Origin of the sequence: Nostoc sp. (assembly GCF_036917275.1) — a bacterium.
GTDB lineage: Bacteria > Cyanobacteriota > Cyanobacteriia > Cyanobacteriales > Nostocaceae > Nostoc.
On record NZ_JBALDF010000009.1, the window covers coordinates 32,192 to 49,692 of the forward strand.

A 17,501-nucleotide genomic window follows, 5' to 3' on the forward strand; every position below is an offset into this window, starting at 1 on the left:
CCCCATTAATTTCTTTTGCTAAATGTTAAAAATTATTGCTTCGGTTCAAAAAGGTGAAACTGAATCTTCTAATCTGAAATATGTGCGTAAAATTTTTTAGTCATTTAGATAGTCATTAAGCCGCAAGCCCCACTCCCTTTATTAATTAGCTATGGCTTGAATCCAGCAGGCTAATCGTTTTTCCTACGAATACTTAAATTACCCTTAGTTAAGTTTCGTGAAATTTTATCAGAATCTCAGGTTCTGATCCAACTACTCCCTTAATATATGATTTAAAGTTGTTAACTTTAATTAAGAACATGGAGGCCTAAGAGTGGCAATTCCTCTATTAACATATGACCCTTCAAGTCAAAATCAGCGTGTAGCTGCATATGAAGTACCGGGTGATGAACAGCCCAGGATTTTTACTACAGACAATATACTGTCCCCATCAGATTTAGGTGATCTGATCGAAGCAGCATATCGTCAACTTTTCTTTTATGCCTTTGCAGCCGATCGCGAAACATTCCTAGAATCCCAACTCCGTAATGGACAAATTACAGTGCGGGACTTTATTCGTGGATTGGTGCTTTCCAATACCTTTAAGAAAAGCTTCTACGACCTCAACAATAATTATCGCTTTGTTGAGCAAGTAATCCAGCGGGTTCTAGGACGCGATCCATACAACGAGCGCGAAAAAATCGCTTGGTCAATTGTAGTTGCTACCAAGGGTATTACAGGCTTTATTGATCAAGTTCTGAATACTGAAGAGTACCTGAGCAATTTTGGATACTCTACAGTGCCCTATCAGCGGCGTCGGATACTGCCATCCCAATCTGAGGGTGAGTTGCCATTCAACATCAAGTCTCCGCGATACGAAGACTACCACCGTGCTAAACTGGGCTTCCCCCAAATCATTTGGCAGGTCGAAGTACGCAGATTCCTCCCACAAGAGCAAAAGCCCAAGGCTGGCGATCCATCTTTGTTCTTAAATATGGCACAAAGTATCAATGCAACTGGCAATGCTCCACAACGGATCTCGCCATACAACATCGATATCGAAAAGTCTGTACCTTATCGGCAACTGTCAGGAATTAAATAACGATTTTTGGTCGGTGGCTGGCTAATACATCCATTTGATAATTTGCGTGCATAAGCCTTGGGTTACGTAGGAGTTTCATTTAGATATTACTAGTGAAACAGACTCTATCCCATGTCTGATGCACGCTAGTCGTTTTTTTAGATGCATGTCTTAAAGGTTGTTTGAAAAGTGGTTAACTGTGATTTTAATTGCGTTGTTACCACCCTTAGTCCCACCGATATATTGGGGGGAAACAAGAAAAATCCGGTTCCTTCCCCGTATGTATTGGGGGGCGATCGCCTTTGAATAAAAAAAGGTTAAGATGCAATTCGTCTTTTTAGCATCTCCAAAAGTTTTGTAAAGTGGGCGGGAGGGGTAGCTGTCACCTCAATCATCTCGCCAGATAGGGGATGCTGTAATTTTAGTCGCCAAGCGTGGAGTGCTTGACCGGGCAAATTTACGCCCACTGAATGACCAGAACTATAAACTGGGTCGCCGACAATGGGATGACCCATTTTGGCGCTATGGACACGAATTTGATGGGTGCGTCCGGTTTCTAATTGAAAGTGAATTAATGTATAGTTACCGAAGCGTTCTAGTACTTGCCAATGAGTGACGGCAGATCGTCCACCTTGTTCAACAGACATAATAGCCATTTTCTTGCGGTCTTGAGGATGGCGACCAATGGGTAAGTCAATTGTGCCACTTTCAGCTTTTGGCGCACCGTAAACTACGCCCAAGTATTCTCGCCGTGCTGTTTTTGCTTTGAGTTGGGCTTGTAAGTGATGATGGGCAATTTCTGTTTTAGCGATCGCGATCGCTCCCGTTGTATCCTTATCCAATCGATGGACAATTCCTGGACGTTGGACTCCGCCAATTCCTGGTAAATTGGGACAGTGTGCCAACAGGGCATTTACTAAGGTGCCATCTGGATGACCAGGCGCAGGATGGACAACTAAGCCTGCGGGTTTGTTGAGAATAAGTAACTGGTCGTCTTCGTAGAGGATATCTAAAGGGATATCTTCTGCAAGCAGTTCTAAGGGTTGGGCTTGTGGTATTTCGAGAGTGATGCGATCGCCTACCTTGACATTGATCTTCTTGGATGTACAAACTTTATCGTTAAGTTGGACGTTACCCTGTTCAATTAACTGTTGGATGCGAGAACGGGATAAGTCTGGTAATTCTTGGCAAAGGTAACGGTCAAGGCGATCGCCTTTGGTGTTGACACAGTGGATGGTATTTCTGGAGGGAAGTAAGCTAGGTACATCATTCTCCAGTGGAGTTGACAAGCGATCGCTATTTTCTTGGATTTGTAAATTAAATTCGGTCACAATTGCTCTAGATTAATTCCCGTTCTTTAAGTAAAGCGCGGAATGCTTATAGTTGGGCGATTAGAAACTGTATCTACACGAGGCTTTACTTACCTTCCCTACGGGACGCTGCGCGAACGTAGGTTTCAAAATTTTAATTTGCCCTTACTCCGCAAAGACGAACTTTGTTTGGTGTAGCTGCGAATTCTATTCGCCCTGGCTGCTGCAAATCCAACAATAAGGCCATTTTATCAATATACACACCCATATCAAACCCCTGACTTCTCATCTCGCTTCCTTTCTGTCCTCTGCGCCTCTGCGGTTCTTATTCTAAATTTATAACTTCTTGCGGCAACTCAAATAAACCATCTTCCCCAGCTTCAAAATCAATCACTTGATACACAGCATCAATATTTAATTCACCATAAACATGAGGAAATAATTCACCTATTTCAGCAGGTTCATAGCGAATTTCAGCTTGCACTTTTTCAGAATAAATAAAAAGTAGTACCAATTCTTGTTGATTATCAAAAAATCTCTTTGCAACTTTGAGTAATTGCGTTGATTTTGAACAGTGGATAAAGCCTTCACTCTCTAGCGAATCAGCGCGATAGCTACCGATATTTTTTGCTTGTTCCCATTGTTGGTATTTGGTAATGTGTAAAATGGTGTTCATGTTGCTTGTATCATTTTACGAATATCATCTAAAGGTGATTCGGGTTCATTAGGATTATCAGGATAAAATTCTAACATTTGCAGCATTGATACTTATATAGCAGTTCTAAATGATCCGTGAGAATGAATCAAGGCTGTAATGCTTATCAAATAAAGATTTTTATCTCAATAATTTCTCTTGAAGAAGAATTTAGAAGTCAGAATTCAGGAGTCAAAATCAATCAGTCAGGGATTCAGACCGCGCAGGAATTGAAGACCACCAAATTGAAAATTTGGTGGTCTTCAACCCGATTATTCATCCGCCAGTCATACAGAATTCAGAATGAATTCTGACTCCTGACTCCTGAATTCTGTTTGATAAATGATTTCGGATTACTTTTGTGCCTGTATACCTTCGCTCCAAGGCAAATTAGAGCGGGAGCATCCCAATTTTTAAAAAATTCACTTTAGATATATAAAGCTTGAGGCAGGGATGATTTAAGTAAGTGGGCATTTAGATTATGTAACATAGTTTGATTTATCCTTGCCCACTTACTTATTGTGCAGCTAAAGATTTTGATTTTGATTTGACAAAAAGTTGAATGACAGGCGATGCCTACGGTGATCACTGAGCCTATGGTACCCCTATGGGGAAGCAAGCTACGCTCAGTGTCTCGTAGAGGAGTGCGGTAAACTACGCTCTGACAATGAGCAAGGCGCAGCAGCAGCCAGACTTAAGTTTATGTGAACTGCTGAAGAGCTTTACACCTGGGATGTATGAAATCAGAACAGCTACGCCCGGATTTCTTATAAGAGAAATCCGGGTTAATTAGCTATATTTCCGTAATATTACTAGTTTCAATTAGGATGTTTGGCGTATAAATTGCTGTTGTATTACTGTAAATACTTTTATAGAAGGAATATTTTGGTGGATAAAATACAAAAAATTATCAGTGGTAGCAATACTTATCAAATTATTAGTATTAACTATACTTACTGGAACTTAGGGACAATCTTAATAACTTTTATTCTACTGTTGACAGCTATTTTTACTAGTTCGGCAGTTGCAGCAGATAATATTATTTCTGAAAATCAAGAGGCTAAATTGAGTGTGTCTCAAAATCTCAAAGCACCTCCCATAATATTGGAACCTAATTCACAGCAAAAAAAGATCAGAGCGCGGCAAAGGTTGTTGGCATTTAAAAAAAGTAATTCTGTGACTAAATTAGAGACTGTAAGAATTAGTGATAGTTTTATTAGTAACCTTAAGTCTGAAACATTCAGCAATTCTTTTTCTAGAAAAAATTTTTGGCTTACATCTCAAACAAAGATAAAAATTAATGATAGTTTAGCAAAACAGTTATTTGCTTCTCCAATTAGTAATACTGATTTGCATTTAAAACAGCAGACTAATGTATTGAACCAGAAACAACCTCAACTTGTCGTACAAATAGACTCTTCAGAGTTTTCGGGTGATACTTTTGGTGAGACTAATAAATTACGCCAAGAACTTTTAATTGATCCCATTGGGAGGCTAGGTAAATCGCCAAAAGCTGCTCCTAGTTCAACAGCTGGTACTCCTTCTGCCTATGGTGCAAGTTTTGGCCAAGCCTATATTGGCGGTGGTTTATTTTTCCCTTTAGATGAGGATAAAGATAGGGTAGATGGTTCTTTGTCTGTTGGTTTTGGTTTGGGAGATGCAGTTAAATCTGTAGGATTGGAAGTTAATGTCAATATTACTAGTGTAGGTGGTGGTGACAGTTTTGATTTTGGTGATAGTGGCGGTGTAGGTTTTAAGCTACACAAATATTTGGGTGATGGTACAGCTGTAGCTATTGGTTGGTCAAATCCTATTAAATGGGGAGATGTTAACAAAGCTAAAGATACCATTTATGGAGTAGTTAGTAAGTCATTTCCACTGCAATCAAATAACCCTAATAACAAATTACCTTTGACTGTTTCTGTAGGACTTGGCAGTGGTGCTTTTCGTTCTAAAGGTGCAATAGCAGCAGATGAAAATCCTGTGAATATTTTTGCTGGTTTAGGTTTGAGAGTTATACCTGAAATATCTTTAGTAAGTAGCTGGACTGGAAATCGTCTCAATATGGGTGCATCTTTTGCTCCTTTCAAGAAGACACCTATAGTTATTAATACTATTTTTACGGATGTTACTAGCAATCTTAATAATGGTCTAGGTTTTTCCCTGAGTGCAGGGTACAGTTTTCAGTTTTAACTACTGAGTTATCTTGGAATTTCATTAACAATAAAAACAATGAAGAAACAAAAATTTTCTCTCATTCTTACTCTAACGTTAATCTTATTCACTTATCTAGTGGGTGGGTCTACTAGAGTAAATGCTGGTACTGCTGGTATCACGGGAACTAGTGAAGATTCTACTTCCTCATCGGGGGATAATTTTAACCCAGGATCTTCAGAGCCATTTGTTGAACCTGCACCTGGGGTTCAAGTTGAATTTAGTAGTGATGGTAGTATTAACGTAGCAACAGAAGTTCAGAATAATTTGAATGAAACTGTCATTAATATACTCAATCAAAATCCGGATGCAAATAGCCCGGCTGCTATCATTTTAGTTATCTTACTGGGTGGAGTGAATGCAGAAGCAGCAGCTAATCAGCTACAGACTTATATAGTTAGTTTAGGAGTATCATCACCATCAGTAACATCACTGGTAAATGCTTTATTAGCTCTAGCCAGAAATAAATCAGCATCTGTATTAGGCGCTCCTGTAGGACAATTACAACCAGTGCAGCTAGTTGCCAGCACTAAAGGATTAATGGCAGATTTAGTAATAGCCCAGAAGGGAGAAATACCAAATGTAGATATAAAAAAGCTAAATGATGCTATTACTGCTTACAACAAGATTGTGATGGAAAGCAGTCCTAAAGTTATCCAAAAACTTGCAAAAGATCCACAATTTTTAGAAGTTGGTAAGCTGCTCAAGCAATTAAGGGCTGTCCTAAATAAAAGTTAAAACTTAGACGTAATGAGACTAAAGTTATTAGTGGTGCAATTGACAATCCTCTGGCTTAAACCAGAGGATTGTTGTTTACCCTTCTCTCAAGATGAACCTCGTTCTGTAGATTTCCTGTTTGACACACCCAAAGGGATCAAGGCAGATAATTTTATAATTGAGGATGAAAAATTTAAACCTATCCCTTTCAAACTTTAACTGACAGTAGCACTATTTAATTTATTCTCTTTAAGATATAACCTAAAGGCGCAATGAAAAGTTTGGGTCTTTGCGTGAGATAATCATTCTATAAATTAGGCGGAATACAAACATCTGGCGCACATAAACCAGGAAATTGCAACGTCGTCACCTCAAGAGTATTCAAATCTACACGGCGGATGGCATGATTATTGGTATCGGCAATATATAAAAAAGAAGCGATCGCACTCAATCCCGAAGGTTCAAAAAAGTGGCTATTTTTACCCTTGCCATCTTGTAAGCCATTAGTACCATCTCCTAAAACTGTTTGACAATTCCCACTAGGACTGACTAATTTAATTTTGTGATTGTAGGTATCTGCTACCCACAGGTAATTCTGGACGTATTCCACCCCTAGACAGTGTTGTAAACGGACATCTTCACCGTATCCATCAACATCGCCAAAACCAAATAAACTTCCGCTACCACAAACGGTTCGGACTTGGTACGGTTCTACAATTCCAATACTACGAATTGAACTAACTTCACTGTCAGCAATATATAATTCTTGTCCATCTGTGCTGATACCGCTAGGTTGAGCAAAGGCAGATTCAGCAAGTGAACCATCAATGCAAGCTTCTGCACCAGTACCAGCATAAGTTTTAATGATGCTAGTTTCTAAATCCATTTTCCAAATCTGATGGGGTCCAGCCATTGCAATAAACAAGGTATGTCCCACTTTCACTAAATCCCAAGGTGAATTCAGCGCAGTTTCTAAACCAGCACCGCCATGAGGACGGATATTGCGGCTTTGTTCACCAGTTCCGGCTATAGTTTCGACTACTTGGCGCTTCAAGTCAACTCGCCGCAAGGCATGATTGTCTGTATCAGTAACATAAAGAATCTGATTTTCTACATCAAATGCCATTCCCTGTGGTGCAAAAAACTGCGCTTCGCTGAACGAACCATCGGTTAAGCCAGATTTTCCAATACCAAGCAAATGCAAAATTTCCCCGTCAAAGCTACTCATAATCAGGCGGTGATGTCCAGAGTCAGCAATGAATAAACCCGCTTGGGTAGCTAGAACTTTACCAGGAAAGGCTAGGGGTGTGATTAATGGTTGGCGCTGTTTTTCTAAAGTCAAGCTGATTTCTTTGAAATTAATTGTGCCTTTATCTTGGTGTTGCTGAATTAACTTTTGAATCAACTCGTCTAAAGTGGCACGATTTCCTTCACCAGAAATCTGGCCAATCACATAACCTTCTGGATCAATAATTATTAACGTAGGCCAAGCACGCACAGCATACTCTTGCCAAATCTTAAAACCTCTGTCAACTACAACTGCATGTTCAATGTCGTAGCGCAAGATAGCTTGGCGAATATTTTCTGTTTCCTTTTCGTTATCAAATTTGGCGGAGTGAACGCCGATAATGGTAAGGCTATCTTTATATTTTTGTTCTAAATATTTTAGGTTTGGCAGAATATGCAGACAATTGATGCAACAATATGTCCAAAAGTCTAAAATTACGACTCTACCCTTGAGTTGCTTAATAGACAAAGGTTTGTCTGTGTTGAGCCAAGAGTAATTTTGCGGTAATTCTGGCGCTCTAACACGGGGAATCATAAAGTATACTTTGCTTTTAGAGGATGTTTATACTAATTTAGGACTTACGCACACTGTACGAATTCTCGGCGCTCTTGGCACGGCAGTTGCTTCAAGTCGGCAGAGCCGCCCAACGCACTGCCTCGTCTTGGCGGTTCGATAAATTAAGCGAAGTTGGCAATTTTTGCGTAAGTCCTATAATTTTCTGAAATAGGCCGCTGAAAAATAATCATATATTACCGTGTGTTGCTACTAACGGCTTAGACAAAACCAAATCTAAGTTTAATTGCAGGAGAGTTAGATACAGGACTTACGCAAAATACCTCTCCAACTCCTATTTTTACCTGCCCGGTTAAAGCTAAGATAATTGCTATTTAATAAATAAAATTTTAGAAAATTTACAATTTGAAAAGACTTGATAAACTAACTACTACGAAGTTATCAGCGTGGGTGCAATTAGCCAAAACCCAAGTTGAACGAGGACAAGTTGCCGATCGCATTCCGCAATTAGCTTTGGCTGATCCTGGTTGGTTTGCAGTTTACCTCTGTTGTAAATCGGGGCAAACTATCTGCTTTGGGGATACAGCTTGTGTGTTCCCGCTAATGAGCGTTATTAAGACATTTTCTCTACTTTATCTACTAGAACATTTTGGTGCAGAAACAGTTTTTGGGTGGGTTGGGGTGGAACCATCGGATGCACCCTTCAATTCTTTAGAACAACTCATTGCCGATCACGGCCGTCCCCGCAACCCGATGATTAATAGTGGGGCAATTACCCTCGCTGATAAATTACCCGGCAAGGATGCTAGCCAACGCACTCTTTTATTTTGTGAATGGCTCAACCAATTAGCAGGTTGTCAACTCAGGTTAGATGAGGTAATGCTAGCTTCGGTGCGATTAACCCGCTCAACAGCCAATGAAGCGATCGCTAATTATCTCGCCGAAACAGGTTATTTAGAAAATCTAGAAACAGCGCTTGACACCTACGAACAAATATGCTGTATATCTGGGCGAGTGGAAGATTTAGCCCTATTAGGAAAATTCCTAGCTTGTGAAAATAGCTATTTATTAGCACAAAACCGCCGAATTGTCAATGCTGTGATGTTAACTTGTGGACTGTACGAAGCTTCTGCCGAGTTTGCAGTCAGGATTGGTCTACCGATGAAATCAGGGATTGGTGGTGGACTTGTAGCAATAATACCAGGTGAGGGTGCGATCGCTTGCTATAGTCCTGGGTTGGATAATATCGGTAATCCTGTAGCAGCGATCGCATTTATTGAGGTTTTAGCGCAAGAGTTACAGTTGAGTGTCTTTGGTTAAGCTAATCATTATTTTTTTACTTCTCTTCTGGTGTAGTTTCTGGAACTGCTGGGGTAGGTATAGCTGGCAAAGTGGGGGATGTTGGTCTTACCTCTGGCAGTGATTCTGGTGTTGGCGTAATTGTTTCTGGTGCAGGAGACTCGATAATCTCTGGCAGTGTGGGTGGCAAACTAGGAGATGGTGCAACTGTTTCTTGTGGAGTAGGCGTCTTGCCCTTCCGACGGTTAAAAAATCCCCCAAATCTCGGTTTTGTTGGCTGAGGTATAGCTTTTTCGGGTAACGGCGTTGATTCCGGTGTTGGTGTTACCTCTGGCTGTGGTTCTGGTGTTGGCGTAATTATTTCTGGTGCAGGAGACTCGATAATCTCTGGCAGCGTGGGTGGCAAACTAGGAGATGGTGCAATTGTTACTTGTGGAGTGGGCGTCTTGCGCGTCTGACGGTTAAAAAATCCCCCAAATCTGGGTTTTGTTGGCTGAGGTATAGCTTTTTCGGGTAACGGCGTTGATTCCGGTGTTGGTATTACCTCTGGCTGTGGTTCTGGTGTTGGCGTAATTATTTCTGGTAGTGTTGGGGACAAGCTGGGAGATGGTGCAGCCGTTGGAACTTCTAATTTTGGTTGTTCTGGCTGTATTTTGGATTTTTTTGGAATTTCAGTTTCAGGAATGGGCTGTTTTTCTTCCTCAGGTTGTATTTGGGGTGTTTTTTCAACAGAAGGCGTGGGTATAGGTTTAGGTACAAGTTTATAATTCTGGTCTACAACGGGGCGCACCTCATCTGCTGTGAGTTCCCCTCTCACAATTCTCGACAGGGTATCTTTACCTTTTGGCTGGTAGTCAATCAGTCTGACTGTCGTATTAAAGGCATTTTTGACAGGATTTCCCTGGTTATCGAGAAATTCCAGTTTTACCCAGTTTTTTCCTGGACGGAAGCCTTTAAGATAAACTGCTTGCCAGCGATCGAAAATAAAGCTTTCACCATTAATTGTCGAGCGGATGCGCCAATCACTGAATTCATCATTCGCGTTTTCCTTGCCGACAAGGTGCAGAGGAGCGTTAGTTAGGTAAAAGTCCAGTAAGATTGGTTCTGCTCCGTAGCTGCTTTGAGGACGACTGTAAGTTAGCAGGGGTAATTTGGGATCTGGGTTGTTGTCGTCGGTTTTGGTGAAGACGTGAAATCTTGTTTGGGCATAAGCGCCTTCATTCTTAAAGCTTTCATGCCAAGGACGGGAGGCAAAGACGCGCAGGGTATGAGTCCCTGGAGACAAGTCTGGCAAAAGCAAGGGCTGATTCAGGTCGTAAATAGGTATATAAGGTTGGTTATCTAGAATTACGTGTAGATGGGGACCTAGTTGTAATTCTGGGTCTTTAAATATTGGTAGATCCTTAACCTGAAAACTGGCTGTAATTTTATTGTCTTGAAAAACTTCATCAGGTTTTGGAGTAACAATTGTCACTTGTGGCTGATAAACTTCCAAAATTGTCCGCAGTTCTTGGATAACAGCTGGTGGGGAAACTTCCGAAAATTGCTTTGAAATTTGAGAAATCTGTGCAGGGTTTTCTTTATAGCCAGTGGATACTTCCTGGCTTTTGACTTTCTCGCCACAACTGGTCAAGCTTAATACCAGCACTAAAGTCATTACCCACCTGAAAATCGGGAACCTCTTAGGGAGGAGCTTTTCTAACACCCTTTTTTGCCACGAGTTCATGCGTTGCACCCAGTGATAATCTTCGACGATTGACCATATCAATTTTAGATTTTAGATTTTAGATTATTTTGGTTTATACCCTGTCCAAGCGTGGACGGAACAAATCCACTCATTCGCTCGGATAGCGTAGCTTTAGCGTTCACGCAGCGTCTCGTAGAGAAGCGGTAGCGTTCGCGCAGCGTAAAGCCTGCGGCATGGCAACTCTTAGAGACGCTGTTCGCGAACGCTTAGAGCGGCGTAGGAGCGTATGACTAGCTAACGCTTACCAAAATTGGAAATCCAAAATCCTCAGAGCCAAGTACCTGTAGTTCGTCCCGCTACGTTGGCAAAGCGTCTCCTAGAGAAGACAGTGGTCGGGATCAATCCAAAATCCAAAATTGATTGACAGATTATTTTGGCTCAAACTGTCCATAGGGAACTATAGCCCAAAAGGTGAAATCTGCCTCAGATCCCATAAGTTTTCCTGCATATCTCAGGAAATTTTAAAACAAGTCATATTCTTTACAGCTTATTACTTATAACAATTGAAACATGACACAAATATTCACAACTAACAGCAGCAAAAGCTGGAACATCCTCTATATACAACCAAACCATAAATTTTACGAATTGTTATTCTTTGTAAATTAAATAGATAATCTATTGACTTTTGTCCAATTAGTTTGCGGTTAAAAGCTAGATTAGGCAGGAATTTCAGCAATATTTCCACAAGTTTGAATTATTGTTAAAATATCTCTAACAAAGTACAAGTGAAGACTCTATAATTCAACGAGAAACAACTCTCCACATCGGGTCTTCATCGCGGCTTCAGTAAAATTCTGGAGTATGTGGTAATGGTTCATTTTGTGGTATCCATAAATCCTCATTCCTTATCAAGAGAGGAGGTCGAATGACAATAAGTCCTCCAGAGCGAGAGGAGAAAAAGGCAAGAGTAATCGTCGATAACGATCCGGTTCCTACCTCATTCGAGAGATGGGCACAACCTGGACACTTTGACAGATCCTTAGCCAGAGGTCCCAAAACCACCACATGGATTTGGAACCTGCACGCACTCGCCCATGATTTTGATACACATACAAGCGATTTAGAAGACATATCCCGAAAGATATTCTCAGCCCACTTCGGCCACTTAGCCGTAGTGATGGTTTGGTTGAGTGGGATGATTTTCCACGGTGCGAAGTTTTCTAACTACGAAGCTTGGTTAACCGACCCGTTAAACGTTAAGCCAAGTGCCCAGGTCGTTTGGCCCATTGTGGGACAAGACATTTTAAACGGTGATGTTGGCGGTGGTTTCCACGGTATTCAAATCACCTCCGGTTTGTTCCAAGTATGGCGTGGCTGGGGGATTACAAACTCCTTCCAGCTTTACGTAACTGCGATCGGTGGCTTGGTATTAGCAGGCTTATTCCTATTTGCTGGCTGGTTCCACTACCACAAACGCGCTCCCAAACTGGAATGGTTCCAGAATGTGGAGTCGATGCTGAATCACCACTTGCAAGTATTGCTAGGTTGTGGTTCCTTAGGATGGGCAGGTCACTTAATCCACGTGTCCGCACCGACCAACAAGCTTTTGGATGCAGGCGTTGCTCTCAAAGACATACCCTTGCCCCACGAGTTCATCTTGAACAAAGACTTGTTGACCGAACTGTACCCTAGCTTTGCTGCTGGTTTAGCACCTTTCTTCACCTTGAACTGGGGTCAGTATGCTGACTTCCTGACCTTCAAGGGCGGTCTGAACCCAGTAACAGGCGGCTTGTGGATGACTGATATTTCTCATCACCACTTAGCGATCGCAGTTCTGTTTATCGTTGCTGGTCATCAATACCGTACCAACTGGGGTATTGGTCACAGCATTAAAGAGATCCTAGAAAACCACAAAGGCCCTTTCACCGGTGAAGGTCACAAAGGTCTCTACGAAAACCTGACCACATCCTGGCACGCTCAGTTGGCTACTAACCTGGCCTTCTTGGGTTCGCTGACCATCATCATCGCGCATCACATGTACGCGATGCCCCCCTATCCATATTTGGCAACTGACTACGCCACGCAGTTGTGCATATTCACTCACCATATTTGGATCGGTGGCTTCTTGATCGTTGGTGGAGCGGCTCACGCTGCGATCTTCATGGTGCGAGATTACGATCCAGTTGTGAACCAAAACAACTTGCTGGATCGGGTAATTCGTCACCGTGACGCGATTATTTCTCACCTGAACTGGGTGTCTATTTTCCTCGGCTTCCATAGCTTTGGACTTTACATCCACAACGACACAATGCGTGCATTGGGTCGTCCTCAAGACATGTTCTCTGATACAGGAATTCAGTTGCAGCCAGTATTTGCCCAGTGGATACAAAATATCCACGCCTTGGCTCCTGGTACAACTGCACCCAATGCCCTAGAACCAGTAAGCTATGTCTTTGGCGGCGGTGTCTTGGCTGTTGGCGGTAAAGTGGCAGCTGCGCCCATTATTTTGGGTACAGCGGACTTCCTAATTCACCACATTCACGCCTTCACCATTCACGTCACCGTCCTAATTCTGCTCAAAGGTGTACTATATGCCCGTAGCTCTCGTCTGATTCCAGACAAGGCAAACTTGGGCTTCCGCTTCCCTTGCGACGGCCCTGGTCGTGGCGGTACCTGTCAAGTCTCTGGTTGGGATCACGTATTCCTTGGACTTTTCTGGATGTACAACTCCCTGTCGATTGTAATTTTCCACTTCAGCTGGAAGATGCAATCAGATGTCTGGGGAACCGTAGATGCAGATGGTACTGTGACTCACATCACTGGTGGTAACTTTGCTCAAAGCGCCATTACCATCAACGGTTGGTTACGGGACTTCTTGTGGGCACAAGCTACACAAGTCATCAATTCCTATGGCAGTGCGCTGTCTGCCTATGGTCTACTCTTCTTAGGCGCTCACTTTGTCTGGGCATTCAGCTTGATGTTCCTGTTCAGTGGTCGCGGCTACTGGCAAGAACTAATTGAGTCCATAGTTTGGGCGCATAATAAACTGAAGGTAGCACCAGCAATTCAGCCTCGCGCTCTGAGTATTATTCAGGGTCGGGCTGTAGGGGTAGCTCACTACCTCTTGGGAGGGATTGCCACGACTTGGGCATTCTTCCATGCACACATCCTTTCAGTAGGGTAGCAATCAGCAAAATTTTGGGTTTTGGATTTTAGATTCAATCCAAAATCCAAAATCTAAAATCCGAAATTGAACTGATACTTGATGGCTAAAGGTCAGAGGATTTATTAAACCTATGGCGACAAAATTTCCCAAATTTAGCCAGGATCTCGCACAGGACCCGACGACTCGTCGGATATGGTATGCGATCGCTACAGGCAACGACTTTGAAACCCATGATGGCATGACGGAAGAAAATCTTTACCAAAAGATTTTCGCAACTCACTTCGGTCACTTGGCAATCATCTTCCTGTGGGCATCCAGCCTCCTGTTCCACGTAGCCTGGCAAGGTAACTTTGAACAGTGGATTAAAGATCCCCTTCATATCCGTCCAATCGCCCACGCGATTTGGGACCCCCACTTTGGTAAACCAGCGATCGAAGCTTTTACCCAAGCTGGTGCTAGCAATCCGGTAAACATTACCTACTCTGGTCTCTACCATTGGTGGTATACGATCGGAATGCGGACAAACAGCGAACTGTACAACGGTTCAGTGTTCTTGCTGTTATTCGCGGCTGTATTCTTGTTCGCTGGTTGGCTGCACTTGCAACCCAAGTATCGTCCTAGCTTGGCATGGTTTAAGAGCGCTGAACATCGCCTAAACCACCACTTAGCAGGTTTGTTTGGTGTTAGTTCTTTGGCTTGGGCTGGTCACTTAATTCACGTTGCTGTCCCCGAAGCTCGCGGTCAGCACGTAGGTTGGGATAACTTCCTATCCACCCCACCCCACCCAGCAGGTTTGACACCATTCTTTACAGGCAACTGGGGTGTTTACTCTCAAAACCCTGACACTCCTGGACATATCTTCGGGACATCGCAAGGTGCAGGAACTGCGATTCTGAGTTTCTTGGGTGGTTTTCATCCTCAGACAGAAGCTTTGTGGCTGACTGACATAGCTCATCACCACCTAGCGATCGCAGTTCTATTCATCGTTGCCGGTCATATGTATCGGACTAACTTCGGAATTGGTCACAGCATCAAAGAAATGCTGAACTCCAAATCCGGTTTAGTACCTGGTACCAACAGTGAAGGTCAGTTTAACCTGCCTCACCAAGGGTTGTACGACACCTATAACAATTCGCTGCACTTCCAGTTGGGTATTCACCTAGCTGCTCTGGGAACCGTCACCTCTCTGGTAGCGCAGCACATGTATGCCATGCCTTCCTACGCATTTATTGCGAAGGACTACACGACTCAGGCAGCGCTATACACGCACCATCAATACATTGCTGGTTTCCTGATCCTTGGTGCTTTTGCTCACGGAGCAATATTCTGGGTACGTGATTACGACCCAGAGCAAAATAAGGGCAACGTCCTTGAGCGCGTGTTGAAGCACAAAGAAGCGATTATTTCCCACCTTAGCTGGGTATCCCTTTTCTTGGGCTTCCACACTCTTGGTCTGTACGTACACAACGATGTAGTAGTTGCTTTTGGCACTCCTGAAAAGCAAATCTTGATTGAGCCAGTATTTGCTCAATTTGTCCAAGCTGCTAACGGTAAGGTACTGTACGGTTTAGACACCTTGCTATCTAACCCAGATAGTATTGCTTACACAGCATGGCCCAACTACGCTAACGTCTGGTTACCAGGCTGGCTAGATGCGATTAATGCTGGTACTAACTCCCTGTTCTTGACTATTGGCCCTGGCGACTTCTTGGTACACCATGCGATCGCCTTAGGTCTCCACACCACCACCTTGATCTTGGTCAAAGGTGCTTTGGATGCCCGTGGTTCTAAGCTGATGCCCGATAAAAAGGACTTCGGCTATGCCTTCCCTTGCGACGGCCCCGGTCGTGGCGGTACTTGCGACATCTCAGCTTGGGATTCCTTCTACCTGGCTACATTCTGGATGCTCAATACCCTTGGTTGGGTTACGTTCTACTGGCATTGGAAGCATCTAGGTATTTGGCAAGGCAACGTGGCTCAGTTCAATGAGAACTCTACATACCTCATGGGCTGGTTCCGCGATTACCTCTGGGCTAACTCCGCTCAGTTGATTAACGGTTACAACCCCTACGGCGTGAATAACCTGTCTGTCTGGGCTTGGATGTTCCTGTTTGGACACCTAGTTTGGGCTACTGGCTTCATGTTCTTAATCTCCTGGAGAGGTTACTGGCAAGAGTTGATTGAAACCCTTGTCTGGGCACACGAACGCACTCCTCTAGCTAACCTAGTTCGCTGGAAAGACAAGCCCGTGGCTCTGTCAATTGTTCAAGCTCGTGTAGTTGGTCTAGCTCACTTCACTGTTGGCTACATCGTGACTTACGCAGCATTCTTGATTGCTTCCACTGCTGGTAAGTTCGGTTAATTCGGCTGCTAGTTTTGTAGGTAAGTAATAAAAATCCCCTGCCGAAAGGTGGGGGATTTTTTGTGAAATTAATTAAGTTTAAAATTACAGTAATAGAAGTTGAAAGTGCCATAAAAATAAATGGAAAGAAAATGCAATTCCAACAAAAATCTATTATCAAAGAAAATTGGTGGCTGATGTCATGTAGTTTTCCTAACTTAAATTGGGCAAGGTTAAGAACTTACGATGATTTATCCGCTGAAATATTAGATTGTGATGGTTCTAAATACACATTTTCTAATGAAGAAGAAGCACATTACTTCTTAATGGAGGATGAATTCACGCAATTTGAATCACTTGATCGAGAAGATGAACAAGAAATCGGTATCTCGTTATCTCTCATACATATCCCAAAAGGAAAAAACGAAAGGGAGTTAATAGAAAAAATGTATGTAAAACAAACCGAAATACGAAATGAACACTAAACTTGTTGAATCACTGTTGCAAGTTATCTTATCTCTCTCTAATGAGGAGCGATCGCTATTGGAAGAAAAACTGTTTTTTAATTCATCAGAGCCTTCAACTCGTGATCTAATGCTACTTGCCCAGACTGAAGGAGCCTTTAACTTTCTTGAAAATGAACCAGATATATACTCACTTTACGACGGAGAACCTATCTAATATCTCTCCAAAAAGGTGATATCGTCTTGGTTCCATTTCCATTTACAGACTTGAGTGGAACAAAGCTACGCCCTGGTTTAGTTTTATGGATAGACACTATAGGTAATGATGTCACTTTATGTTTTATTTAATCTCAAAATATAAGTAGTTTAAGTCTAGAAGAGTTCATTTTAGAACCTTCAGATCCATATTTTACTAGTACTGGATTACGGGTTATTTCTAAAGTTAGGGTGACTCGAATAACTACTATAGAGCGTAGACTAATCACCAGAAGGATAGGTAAATTAGGAGCAAGTCAAGTTCAGCAGTTGAATACAGTAATGCTTCAAGCTTTGAAACTGACATAATTTAAAGTCTGTTATGAAGCTATTGAAAACCGCAATCGCCTAAAATTAAACTTAATTCTGGTATTTTATGATTACGATCGCAAAGTGTGCCGTAGGCATTGGCCTTCGCAATTCGCTTTTTCGCCCATTCGCAATTACGTTTTGTAACGGGATTTAAATTAGGCGTTCAATTCGTGCTGCG

General features: G+C 42.5%; 14 protein-coding genes. 9 read left to right on the top strand and 5 right to left on the bottom strand.

Annotated features, from left to right (window positions below; translation table 11 throughout):
* Positions 1 to 313: 313 nt before the first annotated feature.
* The gene (locus tag V7K35_RS03620; RefSeq protein WP_335076478.1) at positions 314 to 1,081 is read left to right on the top strand and encodes a phycobilisome rod-core linker polypeptide; all 768 of its coding nucleotides are present in this window, start codon (positions 314 to 316) and stop codon (positions 1,079 to 1,081) included.
* 296 nt (positions 1,082 to 1,377) lie between these two features.
* On the opposite strand, the gene V7K35_RS03625 is transcribed toward V7K35_RS03620, so the two are convergent.
* The 3 genes from V7K35_RS03625 to V7K35_RS29595 all read right to left on the bottom strand — a co-directional run bounded on the left by V7K35_RS03625 (position 1,378) and on the right by V7K35_RS29595 (position 3,132).
* The gene (locus tag V7K35_RS03625; RefSeq protein ID WP_335076718.1) at positions 1,378 to 2,295 is read right to left on the bottom strand and encodes an RluA family pseudouridine synthase; all 918 of its coding nucleotides are present in this window, start codon (positions 2,293 to 2,295) and stop codon (positions 1,378 to 1,380) included.
* A gap of 400 nt (positions 2,296 to 2,695) precedes the next feature.
* Positions 2,696 to 3,046: a DUF952 domain-containing protein gene (locus tag V7K35_RS03630; protein ID WP_335076480.1), complete on the bottom strand. Its 351-nt coding sequence runs from the start codon at positions 3,044 to 3,046 to the stop codon at positions 2,696 to 2,698.
* Positions 3,043 to 3,132 (bottom strand): KGK domain-containing protein, encoded by a 90-nt coding sequence (locus V7K35_RS29595; protein ID WP_442939679.1) that lies wholly within the window; start codon positions 3,130 to 3,132, stop codon positions 3,043 to 3,045. Before V7K35_RS29595 ends, V7K35_RS03630 begins: the two co-directional genes overlap by 4 nt.
* Positions 3,133 to 4,216: 1,084 nt before the next feature.
* Between V7K35_RS29595 and V7K35_RS03635 the strand changes: the two genes are divergently transcribed.
* The 3 genes from V7K35_RS03635 to V7K35_RS03645 are packed head-to-tail and all read left to right on the top strand — an operon-like array spanning position 4,217 to position 6,214.
* A complete protein-coding gene (locus V7K35_RS03635) occupies positions 4,217 to 5,257 on the top strand; it encodes a hypothetical protein (RefSeq protein ID WP_335076482.1) in 1,041 nt (346 codons plus the stop codon).
* Between the two features lie 39 nt (positions 5,258 to 5,296).
* On the top strand, positions 5,297 to 6,016 hold the full coding sequence (locus tag V7K35_RS03640; RefSeq protein WP_335076484.1) for a hypothetical protein: 720 nt from the start codon (positions 5,297 to 5,299) through the stop codon (positions 6,014 to 6,016).
* Positions 6,017 to 6,028: 12 nt separating this feature from the next.
* Positions 6,029 to 6,214, top strand: coding sequence for a hypothetical protein (locus V7K35_RS03645; RefSeq protein WP_335076486.1), 186 nt, complete (start codon positions 6,029 to 6,031; stop codon positions 6,212 to 6,214).
* A gap of 88 nt (positions 6,215 to 6,302) precedes the next feature.
* Here V7K35_RS03645 and V7K35_RS03650 read toward each other — a convergent pair whose 3' ends face one another.
* Positions 6,303 to 7,817 carry a thioredoxin-like domain-containing protein gene (locus V7K35_RS03650; protein WP_335076488.1) on the bottom strand — a complete coding sequence of 505 codons (1,515 nt, stop codon included), beginning with the start codon at positions 7,815 to 7,817 and terminating at the stop codon, positions 6,303 to 6,305.
* Between the two features lie 384 nt (positions 7,818 to 8,201).
* Between V7K35_RS03650 and glsA the strand changes: the two genes are divergently transcribed.
* Complete coding sequence (gene glsA / locus V7K35_RS03655; protein WP_335076490.1) at positions 8,202 to 9,116, top strand: glutaminase A; 915 nt, start codon at positions 8,202 to 8,204, stop codon at positions 9,114 to 9,116.
* A gap of 16 nt (positions 9,117 to 9,132) precedes the next feature.
* Here the strand turns inward: glsA and V7K35_RS03660 are convergent, their stop codons facing one another.
* Positions 9,133 to 10,821: a hypothetical protein gene (locus V7K35_RS03660; RefSeq protein ID WP_335076720.1), complete on the bottom strand. Its 1,689-nt coding sequence runs from the start codon at positions 10,819 to 10,821 to the stop codon at positions 9,133 to 9,135.
* Positions 10,822 to 11,710: 889 nt separating this feature from the next.
* Here V7K35_RS03660 and psaA point away from each other — a divergent pair.
* From psaA to V7K35_RS03680, 4 genes are all read left to right on the top strand, one after another.
* Positions 11,711 to 13,969, top strand: coding sequence for a photosystem I core protein PsaA (gene psaA, locus V7K35_RS03665; RefSeq protein WP_334795373.1), 2,259 nt, complete (start codon positions 11,711 to 11,713; stop codon positions 13,967 to 13,969).
* Positions 13,970 to 14,081: 112 nt separating this feature from the next.
* Positions 14,082 to 16,313, top strand: a complete 2,232-nt coding sequence (psaB, locus tag V7K35_RS03670) for a photosystem I core protein PsaB (RefSeq protein ID WP_334795372.1) — start codon at positions 14,082 to 14,084, stop codon at positions 16,311 to 16,313.
* A gap of 62 nt (positions 16,314 to 16,375) precedes the next feature.
* On the top strand, positions 16,376 to 16,777 hold the full coding sequence (locus V7K35_RS03675) for a hypothetical protein (protein WP_335076492.1): 402 nt from the start codon (positions 16,376 to 16,378) through the stop codon (positions 16,775 to 16,777).
* Entirely contained in the window at positions 16,767 to 16,973 is a 207-nt protein-coding gene (locus V7K35_RS03680) for a hypothetical protein (protein ID WP_335076494.1), read from the top strand. The genes V7K35_RS03675 and V7K35_RS03680 overlap by 11 nt, the downstream gene beginning before the upstream one ends.
* Positions 16,974 to 17,501 lie beyond the last annotated feature (528 nt).